Genomic DNA, 20,231 nt, shown 5'->3' with positions numbered 1-20,231 from the left:
GGCAACGGAGTTGACAACTAACAACAGGCTTAAAGCATATTTTTGTCAAGGAAACTATAATATTCCTCTCCTGCAACAATGATATGGTCGAGTAGTTGGATGTCTAAAATTTGCCCCGCCTCTTTTATCTTTTTTGTAAGTTTTATATCGGCATCGCTTGGGTAGGGAGTTCCTGAAGGGTGGTTGTGGCATGCTATTATCCCTTGGGCAAGTCGGTTGATGCCACTTCGCATTATCAGTTTAATGTCAACTAATGTGGCTTTTGTTGAGCCTTGGCTTATACGTACACAATCTATAATACGACCACCATTATTTAATAAGATAACCCAGAATTCCTCTTGGTGTAAATCAATAAGGCGAGGGTAGATGTAATTAAAGGCATCTCGGCTTGATGATATAGTTGTAGCACGAGTCATCTCTTCGCTCTTACGGCGTCTGCCTAACTCTATGGCTGCAAGAATAGTAATTGCTTTTGCTTCGCCAATGCCATCAAATTCGCCGATAAGATCTTCAACACTTCTCTTGCCAAGAAGCGAAAGTTTTCCATCAACACTATTCAAAATTCTTTGTGATAGTTCAACTGCACTCTCGTTTCTGTTACCTGAGCCTATTAGAATCGCAATTAACTCGGCATCCGTTAATGTGCGGATGCCATGTAACATCATCTTTTCGCGAGGACGATCTTCTAATGCCCAGTCAGTTATAGCAAGTTTACTTTTCATCATCTGTTGTATTTTCGCTATACCACTTTGAATACATCAGATAGTTTTTGGCTATCTTTTGGTTTATCTCTTTCGATTGTTCAACATCAACCATCTTTATGAATTTTGCAGGTGCTCCACCCCAAAGTTCGCCGGGTTTGATTACTGTTTTGCTTAGCACCACTGAGCCTGCTGCAACAATAGCTCCCTCGCCAACTACGGCGTGGTCGAGAACAACAGCCCCCATGCCAATTAAAGCTCCGTCGCAAATGTCGGCGCCATGAATGGTTACGTTGTGTCCTATTGAAACATCGTTGCCAATGTGTATAGTAGATTTTTCGTATAGTGTGTGTAATACCGAGCCATCTTGTATGTTTACTCTATTGCCAACTCTTATTGAGTTTACGTCACCTCGTAGTACGGTGTTAAACCAAATGCTGCACTCATCGCCAATAATCACATCTCCAACAATAGTGGCGTTCTCTGAAAGGTAACAATCTTTACCTATTTGAGGAGTAAACCCTCTAACCTCTTTTATTAATGCCATATCTTATCGCTTTAATTATTTAATTGGAGAACATCTCTCTTTTAACCATTCGCATTGTTGGCTACCCAATAGTGGAGATAGTGTGCTATAAACTCTTGTGTGATAGCTGTTTAACCACTCAATCTCGTTCTCGGTCATTAAACTTACTTCTATTGCACGAGTATCTATGGGGCATAGAGTCATAGTTTCAAACTCATAGAACTTACCAAACTCGGTGTTGCATTTCTCTACGGTGAGAATAATATTCTCAGTTCTTATCCCAAATCTGTCGCTAAGATAAACACCGGGTTCATTTGAGGTCATCATTCCGGGTAGTAGTGGAGTGGGATTCTCCTCAAGGCGAATGTTTTGAGGTCCTTCGTGGACATTTAAGAAGTGTCCTATTCCATGCCCTGTGCCATGATTGTATGTATAACCCTCTTTCCATAAAGCAATACGGGCAAAAGCGTCAATTTGAGCACCTCGTGTTCCGTGAGGGAATTGAGCCTGAGCAACAGCAATGTGCCCTTTTAGAACAAGAGTAAAACATTTCTTCTCTTCTTCGGTTAGTTCCCCTAAGGGTATTGTGCGAGTAATATCGGTTGTGCCATCAAGATATTGACCGCCACTATCAACCAAAACAAAACCTTTGGGTTGAAGTTTTGCATCGCTCTCCTCTGTGGCACGATAGTGAACAATTGCTCCATGTCCAGCATAACCAGCAATAGTCCCAAAACTCTCTCCCATAAACAGGGGTTGCTCTGCTCTGAAACTGCGAAGTTTATCGGCAATTGAGATTTCGCTCATCTCAATCTTTCCAATGTTTGTATCTAACCAGTAAAGAAAGTTTACCATAGCAACTCCATCGCGAGTAAGAGCATTACGGGTACCCTCAATCTCTGTGCTGTTTTTAACACTCTTCATCATTGTAATAGGCGAGCACTCTGCAATTAGACAGCCTTTCTCGCTTAATATGTTGCAGAGTCGGTAATTGGCTCTTGAAGTGTCGGCAATAACTTTGCTGTCAGAGGGGAGACTCTTTAGGAAATCCTCAATTTTGTCGTACTCCATAACCTCAATACCATTCTCTGCAAAATATTTAGCCGCATCACTTGAAACCTTTTTCTCCTCAATGAAAATAGCCTTTTTGCTGTCGCTTAAAAAACCGTATGCGACAACCATAGGGTTGAACTTAACATCCTCGCCTCTTATGTTAAACGCCCAAGCAATATCGTCCAATGCACTCAAAAGAACGCTATTAGCTTCTCTTTGTATAGCCTTTTCAATAATCTTCTTGTATTTGCTCTCAAAATCCTCCCCTGCATACTCGGTTGCATAAACCATTACTTCGCTCTCGGGAATTGAAGGCCTGTCGTTCCATAGTCGGTCGATGGGGTTAAAGTCAAACCTTAGATCAATACCTCTTTTACTGAAAGTCGCTTTCATTTTTGCACCTTCGTTGTATGAGAAGGCAGTATCATCGGCAGCAACAACGCCACCTTCTCCAGCTTGTTCGCATACCCAATCAATTATAGAGACAGAGTCAGGAAGTCCATCTTTAAAGAAAGTGTAATTTGTTCCCTCAAGTTCCTTCTCGGCCTGAATGAAGTAGCGTGAATCGCTCCATAGAGCAGCGTTGGTAAGTGATATTACGGCACACCCAGCAGAGCCGGTAAAGCCGGTAGTCCATTTGCGAGTGTTCCATCTTTCAGGAGGGTATTCGCTCAAATGAGGATCAAAGTTGGGAACCATATAGACATTAATGCCCTCTTTCTGCATAAGAGAGCGAATAGCCTCTAAACGAGAATTGATAACATTATTACTCATAACTTCAAGTTGAATTTAGTCGTTTTTAACTATATACATATATATAATATATATCATTGCGAAGATACAAAAATATTGCTGAAATAATAAGAAATTGTAGATTTTAAATTTTTAGTTTGCGATTGAAAGGGGTGTAAATATACAATTTGCAATTTGTAATGTATTGATAATCAGTAATAAAATAGAGGTTTGCGTATAAATTTGATAAAAAAAAGTAAAAAGGTTTTTGTATGTCGCAAAAGTTATGTAACTTTGCACCGCAAATTTCGTAAATTCTAAAAACTAAATATTATGATAGTAGTACCAGTAAAAGAAGGCGACAACATTGAAAGAGCGCTAAAAAAATTCAAAAGAAAATACGAGAAAACAGGTATCGTAAAAGAACTTCGTGCTCGTCAAGCTTTTGAGAAACCATCTGTAGCAAACCGTAAAAAAATGATGCGTGCGGTTTATGTACAAAAATTAAAACAAGTAGAGGAGTAAAAAATACTTTTTTTTCTTGCAGAATTACATTTTTGTATTAAATTTGTGACCAAGACCATAAGGTGAGGTTACAATGTTACAGAAGTTTATAAAATATATACGGTATGAGAAGGGATATTCCTCTCATACCGTATTGTCTTATAATAACGATCTTACTCAGTTTGAAACCTACCTAAAGGAGCAAGTTGACGATGTGGATATTATTCAAGTTGATGCTGATATAGTACGTAACTATATAGTGTACTTGATGGATAATGGTGTAACCGCTCGCTCTGTTGGACGAAAACTTTCATCTTTACGAACATTCTATAAGTATATGATAAAGTTGAAGGTAATAGAAAGTTCGCCGGTTGCGTTGATCTCAAAACCTAAAGAGTCAAAACCTTTACCTTCGTTTGTGAAACAGACCGAGATGGCAACCCTTCTTGCGGATCTTGAAGGAGAGGATGATGGGACTTTTCTTTCGGTTAGAGATAGATTAATAATAGACTTGCTCTATCAAACAGGAATTAGACGTGCAGAATTGTTGCAGTTGCGAGATGGGGATTTAGATATGTCGTCTCAAACCCTGAAGGTTACAGGAAAAAGAAATAAACAACGAATAGTTCCATTTGGTAAGAATTTGGGAGTTCTGATAAATAGATATGTGGAGTTGCGAAACAAAGAGATAGGCGGAACACCATCTGCTCTCTTTGTAAGAGAAAACGGAGAACCATTATATCCGGTTTTGGTTTATAGAATTGTAAAGAGTAAGCTCTCGGCAATATCTTCTCTGTCAAAACTAAGTCCGCACGTATTGCGTCACACCTTTGCTTCGGCAATGTTAAACAATGGAGCGGAGATAGATAGCGTAAAAGAACTATTGGGACATGCGTCACTTACCTCAACTCAAGTATATACGCATATAACAATAGAAGAATTAAAACATAATTATAACCACGCCCATCCAAGGGCAGTAAAAAAAGGAGGTTTATATGGAGATTAAGATTCAATCAGTACATTTCGATGCAACATCGCAATTGCAAGCATTCATTGAGAAGAAGGTAAGTAAACTCGAGAAGTATTGCGATGAAATTACTTCGGCTGAAGTTATTTTGCGAGTAGTAAAACCCGAAACAGCATTAAATAAAGAGGCTTCAATAAAAATTCTAGTACCAAAAGCAGATGATATTTATTCTCAAAAAATAGCAGATACTTTTGAGGAAGCCATTGATAATGTGATAGATGCGTTGATTAAACAACTTCAAAAGAAAAAAGAAAAATCATCGGGCAAATAAAAAAATTATAAAAATATTTGTGTAATAAGAAAATTGTTCTTATTTTTGCATCCGATTTCAAAACCTCAGTGCGTCAGCGAAGAGTTACCTTCCAATTGAGGAGCGAAATTGAAACTAGTATATTAAGGCGGTTTTAATATATTAAATTATTAAATAAGAGAGGCCGCCTCAATAAAGGGCGAATACCAGAGTGGCCAAATGGGGCAGACTGTAAATCTGCTGTCTTACGACTTCGGTGGTTCGAATCCATCTTCGCCCACAAATTGCGGGAATAGCTCAGTTGATAGAGCATCAGCCTTCCAAGCTGAGGGTCGCGGGTTTGAGCCCCGTTTCCCGCTCAAAGAAAAACCGCCTATGTAGCTCAGGGGTAGAGCACTTCCTTGGTAAGGAAGAGGTCACGGGTTCAAATCCCGTCATCGGCTCTTATGCTGAGAATTACAGTTGGCGCACAAAAATAGACAAGCTAATCATTTTTAAAAAAAATAAAAACAAATTACTATTATGGCAAAGGAAGAATTTAAACGTACGAAGCCGCACGTAAATATTGGTACTATCGGTCACGTTGACCACGGTAAAACCACTTTGACCGCAGCTATTACTACTGTATTAGCAAAAGCTGGTCTTTCAGAGTTGAAATCATTCGACCAAATCGACAACGCTCCAGAGGAGAAAGAGCGTGGTATTACAATTAATACTTCACACGTAGAGTACGAGACAGAGAATCGTCACTATGCACACGTAGACTGCCCCGGACACGCTGACTACGTTAAGAACATGGTAACTGGTGCTGCTCAAATGGACGGTGCTATCATCGTTTGTGCTGCAACAGATGGACCTATGCCTCAAACTCGTGAGCACATCCTATTGGCTCGTCAAGTAAACGTTCCTCGTATCGTTGTTTTCTTGAACAAATGTGATATGGTAGACGATGAGGAGATGTTGGAACTTGTAGAGATGGAGATGAGAGATCTTCTTTCTTCTTATGAGTATGACGGAGACAATACTCCTATCATCCGCGGTTCAGCTCTTGGAGCATTGAACGGAGAACCACAATGGGAGGAGAAAGTAATGGAGTTGATGGCAGCAGTTGACGAGTGGATTCCACTTCCTCCACGCGATATCGACAAACCATTCTTGATGCCTGTTGAGGACGTATTCTCAATCACTGGTCGTGGTACAGTAGCAACAGGTCGTGTTGAGACTGGTATCATCAAAGTTGGTGATGAGGTTCAAATTATCGGTCTTGGAGCAGAGGGTAAAAAATCAGTTGTAACTGGAGTTGAGATGTTCCGTAAACTTCTTAGCCAAGGTGAGGCTGGTGACAACGTAGGTCTATTGCTTCGTGGTATCGACAAAAACGAAATCAAACGTGGTATGGTTATCTGTCACCCAGGACAAGTTAAACCTCACTCTGAGTTCAAAGCACAAATCTACGTTCTTACTCAAAAAGAGGGTGGACGTCACACTCCATTCCACAACAACTACCGTCCTCAATTCTACATCCGTACATTGGACGTAACTGGAGAGATCACTCTTCCAGAGGGAACTGAGATGGTAATGCCTGGTGACCACGTACAAATCCAAGTTAAACTTATCGCACCAGTTGCATGTAGCGAAGGTCTTCGTTTTGCAATCCGCGAGGGTGGACGTACAGTAGGTTCAGGTCAAATCACTGAGATTATTGACTAATCTTAAAACCAAATAACCTCAGCCGACTTAGAAATAGGTCGGCTGAATTTACGGGTCTAGCTCAGTTGGTAGAGCACTGGTCTCCAAAACCAGGTGTCGGGAGTTCGAGCCTCTCGTCCCGTGCTAAATTTTACTAAGATGAAAAAATTATTTGCTAATATAAAGAACTCTTATGATGAATTGATTCATAAGGTATCTTGGCCAACTAAGTCTGAGTTGAGCAATAGTGCTGTTGTAGTTATGACTGCTTCCCTCATAATTGCATTAGTCGTATATGCTATGGACCAGTGCTTTGAGCACATTCTTAAATTCGTTTACGAAATCATTTAATTTGTGTAAGAACTATGTCTGAGACAGTAAAAAAAACACCCAAAAGAGGGTGGTTCGTTTTGCGTGCCATCAGCGGTAAGGAACTTAAAGTAAAAGAGTACTTAGATGCAGAGATTGCTAAAAGCGACCTCGGCAAACATGTATTCCAAGTTTTGATTCCTACTGAAAAAGTATATTCTGTACGCAATGGTAAACGAGTTACAAAAGAACGTAATCTTTATCCCGGCTATGTTTTTGTAGAGGCATGTTTGGTAGGAGAAGTACCACATATACTTCGTAATACAACAAATGTTATTGGATTTTTAGGAGGCGGAACAAATCCTGATCCTTTACGTCCAGCTGAAGTAAACAGAATGTTGGGTTCAGTAGATGAGCATCAAGAGGCTGAAGAGCCAATGATTCCTTACACAGTAGGAGAGAGTGTTAAAGTAACATTCGGTCCTTTCAGTGGATTCACAGGAATTATTGAAGATGTTAACAACGAGAAGAGAAAGCTTAAAGTAATGGTTAAGATATTTGGACGTAAAACACCGTTGGAACTTAACTTTATGCAAGTAGAAAAGGAGTAATTGCGTGGTTACGAACGTAACTCTCCGATGATTTAAAAATGTAACTTAAAACAGAGAACAATGGCTAAAGAAATTGCTGGACAAATTAAATTGCAAATTAAAGGTGGTGCAGCAAACCCATCTCCTCCAGTAGGACCTGCGTTAGGTTCTAAAGGTATCAATATCATGGAGTTTTGCAAGCAATTCAATGCCCGCACTCAAGACAGAGCAGGAAAAGTGCTTCCCGTAGTTATTACTTACTATGCGGACAAAACTTTTGATTTTATAGTTAAGACTCCTCCTGTTGCAATCCAATTATTGGAGGCTGCTAAAGCTAAAACAGGATCATCAGAGCCTAACCGTAAAAAAATTGCTTCAATCACTTGGGAACAAGTCAAAGTTATTGCACAAGACAAGATGGTTGACTTAAACTGTTTTACTCTTGATTCAGCAATGACTATGGTTGCAGGCACAGCTAGAAGTATGGGTATCACCGTAACAGGAGAATTCCCGGTTAATAACTAATAAACTTCAATTGTAATGAGTAAATTGACAAAAAATCAAAAAATTGCCTCTGAAAAAATTGAAGCAGGGAAGATGTACTCACTCAAAGAAGCTGCTGAATTGTTGAAAGAGATAACTTTCACAAAATTCGATGCATCAGTTGATATTGACGTGCGTTTGGGTGTTGACCCTCGTAAAGCCAACCAAATGGTAAGAGGTGTAGTATCTCTACCTAACGGAACAGGAAAACAAGTACGTGTGTTGGCACTATGTACCCCTGATCAAGAAGCAGACGCTAAAGCTGCAGGAGCAGATTATGTAGGATTAGACGAGTATATCGAGAAAATCAAAGGTGGTTGGACCGATATTGACGTAATTATAACAATGCCCGCTATTATGGGTAAACTTGGAGCTCTTGGACGTGTATTAGGACCTCGTGGTCTTATGCCTAACCCAAAGAGTGGAACAGTAACCAATGAGATTGGTAAAGCAGTAAAAGAGGTTAAACAAGGAAAAATCGACTTTAAAGTTGACAAAGGAGGAATTGTTCATACTTCAGTAGGTAAAATTTCATTCGATGCACAAAAAATTGCAGAGAACGTAAAAGAGTTTATGGCTACAATCATTAAACTTAAACCAACTGCAGCAAAAGGAACTTACGTTAAGAGCGTATACCTTTCAACTACAATGAGCCCCGGTATCAAAATTGATCCTAAAACTGTTGATGAGATTTAAAACTAAAGCACTATGAAGAAAGAAGATAAAGGCATTATTATTGAAAAGATTGGTGCTACTCTTAAAGAGTACAGCCACTTCTACCTTGCCGATACAACATCTCTCGATGCAGAGGCTACAAGCGCATTGCGTCGTGCGTGCTTTGGTAAGGAGATTAAATTAATGGTTGTAAAGAACACTTTGTTGAAAAAAGCACTTGAGACTCTTGAGGGAGACTACACACCACTTTATTCAGCATTAAAAGGTTCAACTGCTTTGTTACTTTCAAATACTGGTAACGCACCTGCTAAATTAATTAAAGAATTTACAAAGGAGAACGATAAAGTACGTTACAAAGCTGCTTATGTAGAGGAGTCATTCTATGATGAAACTCAACTTGATGCACTTGTTGCAGTTAAGAGCAAAAACGAACTTATCGCAGACGTTATCGCAATGTTGGAAGGCCCAGTACAAGGAGTTATTTCAGCTCTTGAGTCTGGAGCAAACACCATACACGGAGTTTTGGAAACTCTTGAGAAAAAATAATCAAAAATTAAATTGTAAAACATTATTAAATTATAACTAAAATGGCAGACATTAAAGCTTTTGCAGAACAATTAGTAAACTTGACCGTTAAAGAGGTAAGTGAGCTTAAACAAATTTTGAAAGATGAGTACGGAATTGAGCCTGCTGCAGCAGCAGTAGCAGTAGCAGCCGGACCAGCAGCAGCAGCTGAGGCAGCTGAGGAGAAAACATCTTTTGACGTAGTACTTAAAGCAGCTGGTGCAAACAAACTTGCAGTTGTTAAAGCAGTTAAAGAACTTACAGGTCTTGGCTTGAAAGAGGCTAAAGAGATGGTTGATGGCGCACCAAGCGTAATCAAAGAAGGTCTTGCTAAAGCAGACGCAGAAGGTTTGAAAAAACAACTTGAAGAGGCAGGAGCAGAAGTTGAACTTAAATAATACTTCCTGTTTTCAGGCTTATGGTAAAGAGACCTCAGAGGAGAGGGCTCTTTACCTTTTTGTGCATTAAATTAATAAGATGTCTAAATCTCTCATTTTCAGCACATAAGAGAGTGGTTTTTTAAGTAGAGCTAAAACTTTAAATCAAAAAATTTAGATACTTAGTAAAAATAAAAAATTAATTGCGTACAATGGCTTCGAACGTAAAACAGCGAATAAATTTTGCTTCCATTAAAAATCCATTATCGTATCCCGATTTTTTGGAAGTACAATTAAAATCTTTCCGAGATTTTCTCCAATTAGACACCCCTCCCGAAAAACGTAAAAATGAGGGACTATATAAAGTTTTTGCAGAAAATTTCCCCATATCAGATACCCGCAACAACTTTATATTGGAGTTTTTAGATTATTTTATTGATCCCCCCCGATATACAATTGATGAGTGTCTCGAAAGAGGACTAACTTATAGTGTACCCCTAAAGGCTAAACTTAAATTGTATTGTACCGATCCTGAACATGAGGATTTTGAGACAAAAATACAAGACGTATATTTAGGTCCCATCCCATATATGACAGAGAAGGGAACCTTCATTATCAATGGTGCAGAGCGTGTAGTAGTATCTCAATTACACCGTTCACCCGGAGTATTCTTTGGGCAAAGTTCACACACCAACGGTAAAAAGTTATACTCTGCGAGAATTATACCATTCAAAGGATCTTGGATTGAGTTCGCAACAGATATAAATAATGTTATGTACGCTTACATCGATCGTAAGAAGAAGTTGCCTGTAACAACACTTCTTCGAGCAATCGGATTTGAGAGCGACAAAGATATACTTGATATATTTGGCTTAGCAGAAGAGATTAAGGTTACAAAAACAAACTTAAAGAAGAGCCTTGGTCGTCGTCTTGCAGCACGTATATCACGAACAAGCTTTGAGGATTTCGTAGATGAGGGAACCGGAGAGGTAGTTTCAATGGAGCGTACAGTTATAGTAGTTGAACGTGAAACTATCCTTGAAGAGGAACATATTGATATGATTCTTGAGGTAGGTGTTCCTTCAATCCTATTGCACAAGGATGATCAATTAACATCAGACTATGCAATAATCTACAACACTCTTAAAAAAGACTCAAGTAACTCAGAACAAGAGGCAGTAACATTCATATACCGTCTATTGCGTAGTGCAGATCCAGTTGATGATGCAAGTGCAAGAGAGGTAATCAACAATCTATTCTTCTCTGATAAACGTTACGATTTAGGAGACGTTGGTCGTTATAGAATAAATAAAAAATTGAATCTTACAACTCCATCTGATGTAAGAGTCTTAACAAAAGAGGATATTATTGAGATTATCAAATATCTAATAGAGCTAATTAACTCACACGCTGACGTTGATGATATTGACCACTTGAGCAACCGTCGTGTACGTACAGTAGGTGAGCAACTATATAACCAATTTGGTATTGGATTAACACGTATGGCTCGAACAATACGTGATCGTATGAATGTTCGTGACAATGAAGTGTTTACACCAGTTGAGTTGATTAATGCAAAAACAATCTCATCAGTAATCAATACCTTCTTTGGAACTAATGCGTTGTCTCAATTTATGGACCAAACAAACCCATTGGCTGAGATAACACATAAACGTCGTATGTCAGCGTTAGGACCCGGCGGACTTTCACGTGAGCGTGCAGGATTCGAGGTTCGTGACGTACACTATACACACTATGGTCGTCTATGTCCAATTGAGACACCTGAGGGACCAAACATTGGTTTGATATCATCACTTTGTGTATATGCTAAGATAAACGATTTAGGATTCATTGAGACTCCATATCGTAAAGTAGCAAACGGAAAGGTTGATCTTTCGGAGAATGGTATCACATATCTAACTGCTGAAGTAGAGGAGAATCAAATAATTGCGCAAGGAAATGCTCCACTAAACGATGACGGAACATTCATCCGCACACGCGTAAAATCACGTTTGAATGCCGACTTCCCAGTAGTTGCACCACAGGAGGTGGCGTTGATGGACGTATCGCCCACACAAATTGCTTCAATAGCAGCATCATTAATTCCATTCCTTGAGCATGACGATGCTAACCGTGCGTTGATGGGATCAAACATGATGCGTCAGGCAGTACCTCTATTGCGTAGCGAAGCTCCTATCGTAGGAACAGGATTGGAAGGACAACTAATACGTGACTCACGTACACAAATCACAGCTGAGGGTAGTGGTGTAATTGAGTATGTAGATGCAACAACAATTCGCATCAACTATGATCGTACACCAGATGAGGAGTTTGTAAGCTTCGATTCTTCAGTAAAAGAGTACAACATACCAAAATTCCGTAAAACCAACCAAAGTACAACTATTGACTTACGTCCAATCTGTAAGAAAGGACAAAGAGTAGTTGAGGGAGACATTCTAACAGAAGGATACTCAACAGAGAATGGTGAGTTAGCATTAGGACGCAACCTTAAAGTAGCCTTCATGCCATGGAAGGGATACAACTATGAGGATGCTATTGTACTAAACGAGCGTATTGTTCGTGAAGATATTCTAACTTCGGTACACGTAGATGAGTACTCATTAGAGGTTCGCGAGACAAAACGCGGTATGGAGGAGTTAACAGCCGACATTCCTAACGTAAGCGAGGATGCAACAAAAGACCTTGACGAGAGAGGAATCATTCGCATTGGAGCACACGTTGCACCAGGCGATATAATGATAGGAAAAATTACACCTAAAGGGGAGTCTGATCCTTCACCGGAGGAGAAACTATTACGTGCCATCTTTGGTGACAAAGCAGGAGATGTTAAAGATGCATCATTAAAAGCATCACCCTCATTAAAAGGAGTTGTAATCGGAACAAACCTATACTCAAAAGCAGAGAAGAAAAAAGGTAAAAAAATTGAGAACGAGTTACAACCATTGGAGGCAGAGTACGCAGCACGTCAAGAGGAGTTGAAAGCAATTTTGATTGAGAAGTTGAGCGTATTGACAAAAGGAAAAACATCTCAAGGAGTAAAAGACTTTATGGGACTTGAGATAATCCCCAAAGGAGCTAAGTTCTCTCAAAAGGCATTGTCTGAGATAGACTATATGTTAGTGCAAGTAAGCAAATGGACAACAGACAATGAGAAGAACGAGTTGATACGTCAAACTATTATCAACTATATTAAAAAGTCTAAAATATACGATGCCGAGTTACGTCGTAAGAAAGCAGACATATCAATCGGAGATGAGTTACCATCAGGAATCATGAAGATTGCGAAAGTATATATTGCTAAGAAACGTAAAATCGGTGTAGGAGACAAGATGGCAGGACGTCACGGAAACAAAGGTATTGTATCGCGTGTAGTACGTCAAGAAGATATGCCATTCTTGGAAGACGGAACACCAGTAGATATAGTGTTAAATCCCCTTGGTGTGCCTTCACGTATGAACTTAGGACAGATATTTGAAACCGTATTAGGATGGGCAGGACGTGAGTTAGGAGAGAAATTTGCTACACCAATCTTTGATGGAGCAAGTCTTGATGATCTTAACACATGGACCGACAAAGCAGGAGTACCACGTTACGGAAAGACATATCTATACGATGGACACACAGGAGAACGTTTTGACCAACCGGCAACCGTAGGAGTAATCTATATGTTGAAACTTGGACACATGGTTGAGGATAAAATGCACGCACGTTCAATCGGACCTTACTCTCTTATCACACAACAACCTCTTGGAGGTAAAGCTCAATTCGGAGGTCAACGTTTTGGAGAGATGGAGGTTTGGGCGCTCGAAGCATTTGGTGCATCGCACATTCTACAAGAGATCTTAACTATTAAGAGTGACGATGTAATGGGACGTTCAAAAGCATACGAGGCTATTGTTAAGGGCGAGAAGATGCCAACACCGGGTATCCCAGAGTCGCTTAACGTATTGCTTCACGAGTTAAGAGGATTAGGATTAAGCATTAAATTAGATTAGGAGAGGGCGTAAACTTAGGTTTACGCACCCACCTGATAATTACCAAATCTGTTTATATATAAAAATATGGCATATAAAAAAGATAGTAAGGTAAAAAGTAATTTCTCAAAAATTACCATCGGATTAGCGTCACCCGAAGAGATAAGAATTAACTCTCGTGGTGAGGTGTTGAAACCCGAAACAATAAATTACCGCACCTACAAACCTGAGCGAGACGGATTGTTCTGCGAAAGAATCTTCGGACCCGTAAAGGATTACGAATGTTTCTGCGGAAAGTACAAAAGAATCCGCTATCGTGGTATCGTTTGTGACCACTGTGGAGTAGAGGTAACAGAGAAAAAGGTACGTCGTGAGCGTACAGGACACATACAATTGGTTGTACCTGTTGCACACATCTGGTATTTCCGTTCGTTGCCCAATAAAATAGGATATTTATTAGGCTTGCCTACTAAAAAGTTGGATGCAATCATCTACTATGAAAAATATGTAGTAATCCAACCAGGTTTAAAGTCTGACACCCTATCAACATACGATTTATTGTCAGAAGAGGAGTATTTAGCAGTACTTGATACTCTACCGGCAGAAAATCAATATCTTGATGATTCTGATCCCGACAAGTTTATAGCTAAGATGGGAGCAGAGGCGGTACAAGACCTATTGATGCGTTTAGACTTGGATGCACTGTCATACGAGTTACGCCACCGTGCAAATACCGATGGCTCACAACAACGCAAAACTGAGGCTTTAAAACGCCTGCAAGTAGTAGAGTCGTTCCGTTCATCACGCGAGATAAACCGTCCGGAGTGGATGATATTAAATGTAATTCCCGTTATACCACCCGAATTACGTCCATTAGTACCATTGGATGGAGGTCGCTTTGCAACATCAGACCTTAACGACCTATATCGCCGCGTAATCATACGCAACAACCGATTGAAACGATTAATCGAGATAAAAGCCCCCGATGTAATCTTACGTAACGAAAAACGTATGTTACAAGAGGCAGTAGATTCATTGCTTGATAACTCGCGTAAATCAAGTGCATTCAAAACAGAGGCAAACCGTCCATTAAAATCACTTTCAGACAGTTTGAAAGGAAAACAAGGACGTTTCCGTCAAAACCTACTCGGAAAACGTGTCGATTACTCAGCACGTTCAGTAATTGTTGTAGGACCAGAATTGAAAATGCACGAGTGCGGTCTTCCAAAAGATATGGCAGCAGAGTTGTACAAACCATTCGTAATACGCAAACTAATAGAGCGTGGAATAGTTAAGACAGTAAAATCTGCTAAGAAAATCATCGACCGCAGAGAGTCCGTTGTATGGGACATCTTGGAACACGTGATGAAAGGACATCCCGTGTTGTTAAACCGTGCCCCAACACTACACCGTTTGGGTATCCAAGCATTCCAACCTCGTATGATTGAGGGTAAAGCAATCCAACTTCACCCATTGGCATGTACAGCGTTCAACGCCGACTTTGACGGTGACCAGATGGCGGTACACCTACCATTGGGTAACGAAGCAATTTTGGAGGCACAAATCCTGATGTTAGGTTCACACAACATCCTTAACCCTGCCAATGGAGCGCCAATTACAGTACCATCACAAGACATGGTATTAGGATTGTACTACATAACAAAAATGCGTAAAGGCGACAAAGGAGAAGGCTTAACATTCTACGGACCCGAAGAGGCAGAGATAGCATACAACGAAGGCAAAGTAACCCTACACGCACACATAAAGGTATTAGTAAAAGACCTTGATGAAAACGGAAACATAGTGGAGGTAATGCGCGAAACATCAGTAGGACGCGTACTTGTAAACCAATATGTACCCGATGAAGTAGGATTTATCAACGAAATCTTCAAGAAAAAATCGTTACGCGACATTATCAGCCGAGTAATTAAAGTATGTGGAATGGTACGAGCAGCACAATTCCTTGACGACATCAAGAACTTAGGATACAAGATGGCGTTCAAAGGAGGATTGTCATTTAACCTATCAGACGTAATCATCCCCGAGGAGAAGGAGAAACTAATCCAAGAGGGATACGAGAAGGTAGAGCAAATCGTATCAGACTACAATATGGGATTCACCACATACAATGAGCGTTATAATCGTATCATTGACGCATGGACAAGAGTAAATGCCGAGTTATCAAAAATCTTGTTGACACAATTAACAAACGACCGTCAAGGATTTAACCCGGTATTTATGATGCTTGACTCAGGAGCTCGTGGATCAAAAGAGCAAATTTGTCAGTTGTCAGGTATGCGTGGTTTGATGGCAAAACCTCAAAAATCAGGAGCAGAAGGCGGACAAATTATTGAGAACCCAATTCTTGCGAACTTTAAAGAGGGATTGTCGGTGTTGGAGTACTTTATCTCAACACACGGAGCACGTAAAGGTTTGGCGGATACAGCGTTGAAAACAGCCGATGCAGGATACCTAACACGTCGTTTGGTTGACGTAGCGCACGATGTGATAATCCATGAGGACGATTGTGGAACACTTCGCGGATTGGTATGCACCGAGTTGAAGAACAATAAAGAGACCGTAGCAACACTATACGAGCGTATATTGGGACGTGTATCAGTACACGATGTACAACACCCAATAACAGGCGAGATAATAGTAGAAGCAGGACAAGAGATAACCGAAGAGATAGCACAACGCATTGAGGACTCTCCAATAGAGCGAGTAGAGATACGTTCAGTATTAACTTGTGAGTCTAAAAAAGGAGTATGTGCAAAATGTTACGGACGTAACCTTGCCACAGGTAAGATGGTACAAAAAGGTGAGGCAGTCGGAATCATTGCAGCACAATCAATCGGTGAGCCGGGTACTCAGTTGACATTGCGTACATTCCACGTGGGAGGTATTGCGTCAAACATTGAGACAGTCTCAAATGTAACATCACGTTACGATGGTATCCTTGAGATAGAGGAGTTGCGTACAGTAAATGCAAAAGATGAGTCAGGAAAAGATATCATGGTAGTGGTAGGACGTTTAGCAGAGATGCGTATCGTAGATCCACACACTAAGATAGTCTTAACCTCAACCAACATACCTTACGGATCAAAACTATACTTCGGTGACGGAGCAACAGTTAAGAAAGGCGATGTAATCTGTGAATGGGACCCATTCAACGCAGTAATCATCAGTGAGGCATCAGGTAAACTACAATTTGAGAATGTAATCGAGGGAGTAAACTTTAAACTTGAGAGCGATGAGCAAACAGGATTTAGCGAGAAGATAATCATAGAGTCACACGACCACACTCGTATCCCTTCAGCATTAATTGTAGGAGCAGACGGAAATGTAGAGCGTAGTTACTCATTACCATTAGGAGCTCACATTATGGTTGAAGATGGACAAGAGATAAAGGCAGGAGACATATTGGTTAAGATACCACGTGCAGTAGGAAAAGCCGGAGATATCACAGGAGGTCTTCCACGTGTAACCGAGTTGTTTGAGGCTCGTAATCCATCAAACCCAGCAGTAGTAGCCGAGATTGACGGAGAGGTAAAATTAGGCAAAATCAAACGTGGTAATCGTGAGATCATAATCACCTCAAAAACAGGAGAGCAAAAGAAATATTTGGTATCACTATCAAAACAAATCCTTGTACAAGAGAATGATTATGTACGTGCAGGAACACCATTGTCTGATGGTGCAATAACACCAGCCGACATCCTTGCAATTAAAGGTCCCACAGCAGTACAAGAGTACATAGTAAACGAAGTACAAGACGTATATCGCTTACAAGGTGTGAAGATTAACGACAAGCACTTTGAGGTAATTGTACGACAAATGATGCGTAAAGTAACAATCGTTGATCCGGGAGATACACGCTTCCTTGAGCAACAAATAGTTGACAAGTTAGAGTTTATGGAGGAGAACGATCGCATCTGGGGTAAAAAAGTTGTAGTTGATGCAGGAGATTCACAAAATCTACGTCCGGGACAAATCGTAACAGCACGAAAACTTCGCGAGGAGAACTCATTGTTGATACGCCGCGACCAAAAACCAGTAGAAGTACGTGATGCAGTACCTGCAACATCAGAACAAAACCTACAAGGAATCACACGTGCGGCACTACAAACAAGCAGCTTTATGTCAGCAGCATCGTTCCAAGAGACAACAAAAGTGTTGAACGAGGCAGCAATCAACGGAAAAGTTGATAAGTTAGAGGGTATGAAAGAGAACGTAATATGCGGACACTTGATACCGGCAGGAACAGGACAACGTCAGTTCAACAAGTTGATAGTAGGAGCACAATCAGATTTTGATCAATTGATGGCAGAAGATGAGGAGTAAAACACCTCTAAACCCAATATTAGAAATAGCGGAAGAGAAATCTTCCGCTATTTTTTTATTAGGAATTAATTTATCAATTAGTCCAATAAAAGCAATTAGTCTAATTGCTCTTGTTGGACTACTAACTGACCGCTATTCTGTTAAAAATCTTACTAATAGATAATTTTCTTTAGAAAAAAACACAATATTTAAAAATAAAAAACTAAATTTGAAGTTGCTAAATTGTCGTTAATAGTGTATTAATGGCAAGTTTTGTATTGTAAAATATTGAAAAACAATATATTATAACTATTTTAATTAACATTTTTATAAACTAAATTCAAAAAGGTATGAAGAAAAGTTACTTTTGGGGATTATTATTTGCTGTAATAGCACTTATCCCCGGGCAAAATGTTTTTGCTCAAGTTGCTGCTGATCAATTACCAACTGGTTATTGTTCAGTTACCAAGAGAATGAATGAAAGTTGTGCCGTATCAAATTTGGACAATGTTCATTCTCATTCAATACAAGGACTTACTGCAACCTATGAGGGGTCTGAAGTATTGAGTTTGTCAGCAACTTCAACAACATTTAACGATTTGACTTCAAGTAAACAATTTACTGTAGGTCAAGGAGGAACAATCGAAATCACATTTACTAATGGAGCTTGGTCAAAGAACGTATGGTTCGGATTTGACTGGGACAGAGATGGAGATTTTGAAGATGTTGTTGCTGCTTATCCTGAGACAGGTCGTGTTGGAGGAAATCAAGATCAAGGATCTGTAACTATTTATGTTCCAGATGATGCGCAAGCAGGAAAATCTGTTATGCGTATCATTTCTGATGGTGTTGATTGCCCTGCAAGTTGGAGCGAAGAGACCCCAATGTGTGGAACACACGGATCTGGTATTATTGGTTATGCAGGATCATTGCACGATGTAACAATTATTGTTGAGGAGGTAGAACTTGAAGGAGAGATTTTCACAATCTCTGTATCTTCAAATGATGATACAATGGGTGCTGCAACAGCAGAATCAACATCTGTAAGAGATGGACGCCCTGCAACCTTGACAGCAACTGCTAATGAAGGTTACAAATTTGTAAATTGGACAGTTGAAGGAACAGAGGTTTCAACTGAAAACCCATACAAACCAATAATCACAGCCGCAACAAACTTTGTTGCAAACTTTGAAGCACTACCAACATATACAGTAAGCGTAGCATCAAACAATGATGCTTTTGGTAGTGTAGAGGCTTCGGCAGAATCAGTATTTGAAGGTTCTACAGTAACATTAACAGCAACTGCTAACGAAGGTTATCGCTTTGAAAACTGGACAGTAGCAGGAAGTGTTGTTTCAACAGAGAATCCTTACACTGCAACAATAACTGCCGAGACAGCATTTGTTGCAAACTTCAAAGAAGTTATAACAATAGCAACTGGTAAAGAGTATCGTATTAAAGATATATCTGCAAATCAATATTTAACAGCACTTAATCATGATGCCCACGCAACTGGTGCTTATGGTGGTGTAGGAACAAAAGCATATGATGAAGATAATGAAGATCAAATCTTTATTTTTGAGGAGAGCGGAGAAAACTACAAGTTAAAAACAAAGAGTGGTTACTATATCTATGCACAATCATGGAATGTTGACGCATTGTCTTCTCAATCATCAGAGTTTAGATTCCCTGAAAACGGAACATCAGGCTATTATATGCAGGTGCTTAACACCAATAAAAGTAATGCTTGGTACTATGTTAAGAATGAGTATGTATCGGCTGGAAGTGGTTATTACCTATTTGGCGATGCTGCTATTGGCGCTGCCGCTACTTGGGTATTGGAACCAGTGGCACCAGCAGTTGTAACATTTACTGTAACAGCAGTTCCTTCTGACGGAGCAATGGGAGCAGTATCTCCTGAAACTTCAACAGTTGAAGAGGGACAAACAGTAACTCTTACAGCTACTGCAAACGAGGGTTATGAGTTTGTAAATTGGACTTCAGGAACAAACACATTAAGTGAGGAGAATCCTTTCACAATAACTCCAGCATCAGATACAACAATTGTTGCAAACTTTGAGTTGATTCCTGTAACTCCAACATATGCAGTATCTGCGGTAGTTGCAGACGCTACAATGGGAGAGGCAACAGTTAGTGCATCAGAGGTAGAAGAGGGAGCAGAGGCAACCTTTACAGCAACTGCAAACGCTGGATACAAATTCACTTGCTGGACAGTAGGAACAGACACTATCTCAACAGAGAACCCATACACTGCTACAATTTCTGCAGCAACAGAGTTAACTGCAAACTTTGAGTTGATACCTGTAACTCCAACATATGCAGTATCTGCAGTATCAGCAGACGCTACAATGG

16 protein-coding genes and 4 tRNA genes are annotated in these 20,231 nt (G+C 40.0%); 17 read left to right on the top strand and 3 right to left on the bottom strand.

The window, feature by feature from the left end:
* Positions 1-29: 29 nt before the first annotated feature.
* Genes radC through IKK64_06805 form a run of 3 tightly spaced genes read right to left on the bottom strand, consistent with a single transcriptional unit; the run spans position 30 to position 3,054 of the window.
* Positions 30-725 carry a DNA repair protein RadC gene (gene radC / locus IKK64_06815; protein ID MBR4119769.1) on the bottom strand — a complete coding sequence of 232 codons (696 nt, stop codon included), beginning with the start codon at positions 723-725 and terminating at the stop codon, positions 30-32.
* On the bottom strand, positions 712-1,248 hold the full coding sequence (locus IKK64_06810) for a gamma carbonic anhydrase family protein (protein MBR4119768.1): 537 nt from the start codon (positions 1,246-1,248) through the stop codon (positions 712-714). The genes radC and IKK64_06810 overlap by 14 nt, the downstream gene beginning before the upstream one ends.
* A 15-nt stretch (positions 1,249-1,263) precedes the next feature.
* A complete protein-coding gene (locus IKK64_06805) occupies positions 1,264-3,054 on the bottom strand; it encodes an aminopeptidase P family protein (GenBank protein MBR4119767.1) in 1,791 nt (596 codons plus the stop codon).
* Positions 3,055-3,345: 291 nt separating this feature from the next.
* Here IKK64_06805 and IKK64_06800 point away from each other — a divergent pair, with 291 nt between their 5' ends.
* The 17 genes from IKK64_06800 to IKK64_06720 all read left to right on the top strand — a co-directional run.
* Positions 3,346-3,537, top strand: coding sequence for a 30S ribosomal protein S21 (locus IKK64_06800; GenBank protein MBR4119766.1), 192 nt, complete (start codon positions 3,346-3,348; stop codon positions 3,535-3,537).
* A gap of 73 nt (positions 3,538-3,610) precedes the next feature.
* On the top strand, positions 3,611-4,522 hold the full coding sequence (locus IKK64_06795) for a tyrosine-type recombinase/integrase (protein ID MBR4119765.1): 912 nt from the start codon (positions 3,611-3,613) through the stop codon (positions 4,520-4,522).
* Positions 4,512-4,814 (top strand): ribosome-associated translation inhibitor RaiA, encoded by a 303-nt coding sequence (gene raiA / locus IKK64_06790; GenBank protein MBR4119764.1) that lies wholly within the window; start codon positions 4,512-4,514, stop codon positions 4,812-4,814. Before IKK64_06795 ends, raiA begins: the two co-directional genes overlap by 11 nt.
* A gap of 176 nt (positions 4,815-4,990) precedes the next feature.
* Positions 4,991-5,073 (top strand) — tRNA-Tyr (locus IKK64_06785).
* Between the two features lie 6 nt (positions 5,074-5,079).
* A tRNA-Gly gene (locus tag IKK64_06780) sits at positions 5,080-5,152 on the top strand.
* A gap of 12 nt (positions 5,153-5,164) precedes the next feature.
* Positions 5,165-5,236 (top strand) — tRNA-Thr (locus IKK64_06775).
* A 79-nt stretch (positions 5,237-5,315) separates the two neighbouring features.
* Positions 5,316-6,503: an elongation factor Tu gene (tuf, locus tag IKK64_06770; protein MBR4119763.1), complete on the top strand. Its 1,188-nt coding sequence runs from the start codon at positions 5,316-5,318 to the stop codon at positions 6,501-6,503.
* Between the two features lie 50 nt (positions 6,504-6,553).
* Positions 6,554-6,626: transfer RNA gene (locus tag IKK64_06765), tRNA-Trp, on the top strand.
* A gap of 15 nt (positions 6,627-6,641) precedes the next feature.
* Positions 6,642-6,833, top strand: coding sequence for a preprotein translocase subunit SecE (gene secE, locus IKK64_06760; GenBank protein ID MBR4119762.1), 192 nt, complete (start codon positions 6,642-6,644; stop codon positions 6,831-6,833).
* 14 nt (positions 6,834-6,847) lie between these two features.
* Positions 6,848-7,402, top strand: coding sequence for a transcription termination/antitermination factor NusG (gene nusG, locus IKK64_06755; protein ID MBR4119761.1), 555 nt, complete (start codon positions 6,848-6,850; stop codon positions 7,400-7,402).
* Positions 7,403-7,462: 60 nt separating this feature from the next.
* Entirely contained in the window at positions 7,463-7,906 is a 444-nt protein-coding gene (gene rplK, locus IKK64_06750) for a 50S ribosomal protein L11 (protein ID MBR4119760.1), read from the top strand.
* A gap of 15 nt (positions 7,907-7,921) precedes the next feature.
* Entirely contained in the window at positions 7,922-8,620 is a 699-nt protein-coding gene (locus IKK64_06745) for a 50S ribosomal protein L1 (GenBank protein ID MBR4119759.1), read from the top strand.
* A gap of 12 nt (positions 8,621-8,632) precedes the next feature.
* On the top strand, positions 8,633-9,145 hold the full coding sequence (locus IKK64_06740; protein MBR4119758.1) for a 50S ribosomal protein L10: 513 nt from the start codon (positions 8,633-8,635) through the stop codon (positions 9,143-9,145).
* 41 nt (positions 9,146-9,186) lie between these two features.
* The gene (gene rplL / locus IKK64_06735; GenBank protein MBR4119757.1) at positions 9,187-9,561 is read left to right on the top strand and encodes a 50S ribosomal protein L7/L12; all 375 of its coding nucleotides are present in this window, start codon (positions 9,187-9,189) and stop codon (positions 9,559-9,561) included.
* 191 nt (positions 9,562-9,752) lie between these two features.
* On the top strand, positions 9,753-13,556 hold the full coding sequence (gene rpoB / locus IKK64_06730; protein ID MBR4119756.1) for a DNA-directed RNA polymerase subunit beta: 3,804 nt from the start codon (positions 9,753-9,755) through the stop codon (positions 13,554-13,556).
* A 66-nt stretch (positions 13,557-13,622) separates the two neighbouring features.
* Positions 13,623-17,879, top strand: a complete 4,257-nt coding sequence (rpoC, locus tag IKK64_06725; protein MBR4119755.1) for a DNA-directed RNA polymerase subunit beta' — start codon at positions 13,623-13,625, stop codon at positions 17,877-17,879.
* 329 nt (positions 17,880-18,208) lie between these two features.
* A partial coding sequence (locus tag IKK64_06720) for an InlB B-repeat-containing protein (protein MBR4119754.1) occupies positions 18,209-20,231 on the top strand: 2,023 nt, incomplete at its 3' end.

The organism is Bacteroidales bacterium (assembly GCA_017521245.1).
Taxonomy (GTDB): Bacteria; Bacteroidota; Bacteroidia; order Bacteroidales; family G3-4614; genus Caccoplasma_A.
Note: the sequence above shows the minus strand (reverse complement) of the source record. Positions and strands in the feature narration are given on the sequence as shown.